Origin of the sequence: Acinetobacter sp. UBA3025 (genome assembly GCF_002367915.1) — a bacterium.
Lineage (GTDB): Bacteria > Pseudomonadota > Gammaproteobacteria > Pseudomonadales > Moraxellaceae > Acinetobacter.
In genome coordinates, this window is the sequence record NZ_DFDO01000307.1 from 1 (window position 1) to 4,092 (window position 4,092).

Sequence of the window (4,092 nt, forward strand, 5' to 3'; positions counted from 1 at the left end):
TTTTATTTAAAGCAAACTATGGGACCGCAGTGGGAGCTAAGCTCCTCTTTTTAGACTCAGGTTTTAAAAACGCTGACCTTCAGCAACTTTCTGTTTGAGTAACTGTGGCGCTTTGAAACGTTCGCCATATTTACGTTCCAAGATTTCAGCACGATTCAAGGCTTTGGTTAAACCATACTGGTTCAAGAACTGCACAGCACCTCCCGTCCAGGCGGCAAAACCAATTCCAAAGATTGACCCGATATTCGCATCGACCACTGACTCCAGCACACCTTCTTCCAGACAGCGCACAGTATCGAGGGCTTGAACAAACAGGAAGCGGTCTATCATTTCCTGTTCAGAAATATCCACTTCTTTATACCAATGCTCCAAGCCAGACCATAGCTGCTTTTTGCCCCCTTCAGGATAGTCATAAAAACCTGCACCAGCAGCTTTGCCTTTACGGTTAAACTCATGAATCATGGTTTGAATCACGGCATCCGCATCGGTGCTTGGACGTTCTTTGCCTTGTGTAGCCAGAGCCTTACGGCTTTCTGCAGCTACATGCTCAGAAAGCGTCAGAGAGACTTCATCCTGAATAGCAAGTGGTCCGACTGGCATACCGGCTTTCAGCGCAGCCATTTCAATACGAGCTGGATGCACACCTTCGGCAAGCAAACGTAATCCTTCCTGTACAAAGGTGCCAAAGACACGGCTAGTAAAGAAGCCACGGCTGTCATTCACTACAATCGGTAGCTTGCCAATTTGCTGCACATAGTCAAATGCCTTGGCCAGTGTTTCTGCTGAAGTATTTTTCCCCTTAATGATCTCGACCAGTTGCATTTTGTCGACTGGGCTAAAGAAATGCAGACCGATAAAATTTGCCTGATTCTGAGAGGCTTGAGCTAGGTCACTGATGGGTAGAGTTGAGGTATTGGATGCCATTACACCGTTGGCTGATAAATATTGCTCTGCTTCCTGAGTAACTTTGGCTTTGAGTTCCTGATTTTCAAATACTGCTTCAATAATCAGGTCACAACCTGCTAAATCTGCCATGCTCGCAGTAGCATGGATCAGAGCTAAAATCTGGTCACGTTTTTCGGCTGTTAAGCGGCCTTGAGCCACTTTTTTATCCAGTAATTTCTGGCTATACGCTTTGCCTTTTTCCGCAGCTTCGACCGAAATATCTTTCAGTACCACCTGAATGCCTTTGCTGGCAGTGACATAGGCAATACCTGCACCCATCATGCCTGCGCCCAAAATACCTACTTTAGTAGCTTTCCATGGCGCAAAGTCTTTAGGACGGCTGGCACCCGACTTGATGGCATTCATGCCATGCCAGAATGTACCGATCATGTTCTTGGAAATCTGGCCGGTAGCGAGATAGGTGAAATAACGCGACTCAATTCTTAGCGCAGTATCGACATCAACCTGAGCACCTTCAACCGCAGCGGAGAGAATAGATTCTGGTGCTGGATAACAACCCTTGGTTTTATCACGCAACATCGCAGGAGCAATGGCCAGCATCTGTGCAACGGCAGGCGAAGAAGGAGAGCCTCCCGGAATTTTGTAGCCTTTTACATCGAAAGGCTGTTGAGATTGCGGATGTTGTTTAATCCAGGCTATAGATTTATCTAGTAACTCATCCAGTGAGTCGGCTGTGTCATGCACCAGTCCCAAAGACTTGGCTTTCTCTACACCAAACTGTTTGCCTTCCATCAGCAAAGGTAAGGCATTTTGCAGGCCTAGCAGACGAACCATGCGGACAATACCGCCACCGCCTGGCAGCAAGCCTAAAGTGACTTCAGGTAAACCAAACTTAGTCTTGGCATCATTCAGCGCAATACGATGATGGGCACATAAAGCAATTTCCCAACCACCGCCTAAGGCTGTACCATTTAAAGCTGCCACTACTGGAATACCACGCGTTTCGATATAACGCAGTTTGGCTTTCATATCTTCAATCATATTGAAGAATTCGGTGGCATGTTCAGGCGTCGCCTGAATTAACTCATCTAGATCACCGCCAGCAAAGAATGTTTTTTTTGCTGATCGGAAAATAATCCCGGCGATCTGTTCATCTGCTTGTAACTGGGCAACGACTTCTTCCAGAGCCGCGCGAAAGTCGGCATTCATGGTATTGGCGGACTGGTTCGGAGAATCAAAGGTCAGAATGACAATGTGATCTTCAGTTTTTTGATATTGAATTGCGCTCATGCTGATCTCCTTATACCAACTCAATAATGGTTGCGATGCCCATACCACCACCTACACACAGGGTGGCCAGTCCACGTTTCTTAGCTTGACGTTCCAGTTCATCCAGTAAAGTGCCTAGAATCATGGCACCGGTCGCACCGAGTGGATGTCCCATGGCAATGGCACCACCATTGACATTGACTTTGGCAGGATCAACCTTCATTTCATTGATAAAGCGCATCACCACAGCAGCGAAAGCTTCATTGACTTCAAACAGATCAATATCATCAATGGTGAGTCCGGCTTTGGCTAAAGCCTTACGTGCAGCCGGGGCGGGGCCAGTCAGCATAATGGTTGGATCGGCACCAACCAGCGCCGTTGCCAGTACTTTGGCGCGTGGCTTGAGATTTTGCTGTTGCACTGCCTGTTCGGAGGCAAGTAATACGATTGCTGCACCATCCACAATGCCTGAAGAATTACCTGCATGGTGGACATGGTTTACAGAGCCTACTTCCGGATATTTCTGTAGGGCGATAGCATCAAAGCCCATCTGGCCCATCGTTGCAAAACTTGGCTTTAATGCACTTAAGCCTTCTGCAGTTGTTGTCGGTTTAATGAATTCATCTTTGTCTAGAATCACGACGCCAGCTTTATCTTTCACCGGAATAATAGATTTATTGAAATGACCATTCGCTTGGGCTGCCGCCGCTTTCTTTTGTGATTGCTCGGCGAATTGATCTACATCTGCACGACTATAACCATCAATGGTCGCGATCAGGTCAGCCCCGATGCCTTGTGGAATAAAATCGCAAGCCATATTGGTTTCAGGATCTAATGCCCAAGGGCCACCGTCTGAACCCATCGGAACGCGAGACATGGATTCAACACCACCCGCAACGACCAGATCTTCCCAGCCTGAACGGACTTTTTGTGCAGCCAGATTGATAGCTTCCAGACCAGAAGCACAGAAACGGTTAATCTGAACGCCAGCCACATCATTGTCCCAGCCTGCGGCAATTGCAGCAGTTTTGGCAATGTCTGCGCCTTGATCCCCAATTGGAGTCACACAGCCCAGCACAATATCATCCACCTGAGAAGTATCTAGGTCATGGCGTTCTTTCAGTTCATTTAAGAGCGTAATCAGTAAACTAATTGGTTTAACTTCATGTAATGATCCGTCTTTTTTTCCCTTTCCGCGTGGCGTACGAATGGCATCAATAATATAGGCCTCGCTCATACAATATCCTTTTCTTGCTTTACTGAAATTGTTCTAATGCTTCGAGTGTAATGATTAAATCTTGAAGTGCAATGACGAGAACGGACCAGATCATTTGAGCAATTTGGTCAGTCTTGATGGATTAAAAAGCGGGCATAAAAAAGCCCAAGTCTGGAGCTTGGGCTAGGGGCTTGTAGCGCTTAATAAACGATACTTTTCAAGTATACAGTTTTATAGCAAGGTTTTTAATGGTAACCGTGTAACTGACGGTATAGGCCGGGTGTTACCCCTGTCCATTTTTTGAAAGCACGGTGGAAAGTACTGGTTTCACTAAAGCCGACCTGTTGTGCAACATCTTCCAGAGTCAGATCCGGATTAAGCAATAAATGAATTGCGGCATCACGGCGCAGTGCATCTTTCACGCCTTGATAGCTCTTGCCTTCGGCAGCCAGACGGCGACGCAGGGTTTGTGGAGACAGGTAGAGCATTGATGCGACATCATTCAAGGTCGGCATTTCTTCACCGATCTGGCTCTTCAATACATCACGGATCCGCGAAGTCAGCGAGTTGGTATTTTTAAATTTAACTAGAAGTTGAGCAGGTGCTGCTTTCAGGAATTCTTCCAGAGTTTCTTCATTCTGGCGAATTGGCAAATCCAGATAATCCGCTGCAAAGGTAATTTCAGTACGCGGCATATCGAA

Annotated in this window: 3 protein-coding genes; all 3 read right to left on the bottom strand. The window is 46.8% G+C overall.

Annotation, left to right across the window (positions count from 1 at the left end):
• Nucleotides 1-63: 63 nt before the first annotated feature.
• Nucleotides 64-2,196 (bottom strand): 3-hydroxyacyl-CoA dehydrogenase NAD-binding domain-containing protein, encoded by a 2,133-nt coding sequence (locus B4J23_RS12910; RefSeq protein ID WP_291361144.1) that lies wholly within the window; start codon nucleotides 2,194-2,196, stop codon nucleotides 64-66.
• Between the two features lie 10 nt (nucleotides 2,197-2,206).
• Nucleotides 2,207-3,412 carry an acetyl-CoA C-acetyltransferase gene (locus B4J23_RS12915; protein ID WP_291361146.1) on the bottom strand — a complete coding sequence of 402 codons (1,206 nt, stop codon included), beginning with the start codon at nucleotides 3,410-3,412 and terminating at the stop codon, nucleotides 2,207-2,209.
• 224 nt (nucleotides 3,413-3,636) lie between these two features.
• On the bottom strand, nucleotides 3,637-4,092 hold a 456-nt coding region (locus B4J23_RS12920; RefSeq protein WP_291361148.1), incomplete at its 5' end, for a helix-turn-helix transcriptional regulator.

Bases quoted from the DNA above. Each gene is read 5' to 3' on its own strand.
- B4J23_RS12910 (WP_291361144.1), bottom strand. From the start codon at position 2,196: ATGAGCGCAATTCAATATCAAAAAACTGAAGATCACATTGTCATTCTG.
- B4J23_RS12915 (WP_291361146.1), bottom strand. From the start codon at position 3,412: ATGAGCGAGGCCTATATTATTGATGCCATTCGTACGCCACGCGGAAAG.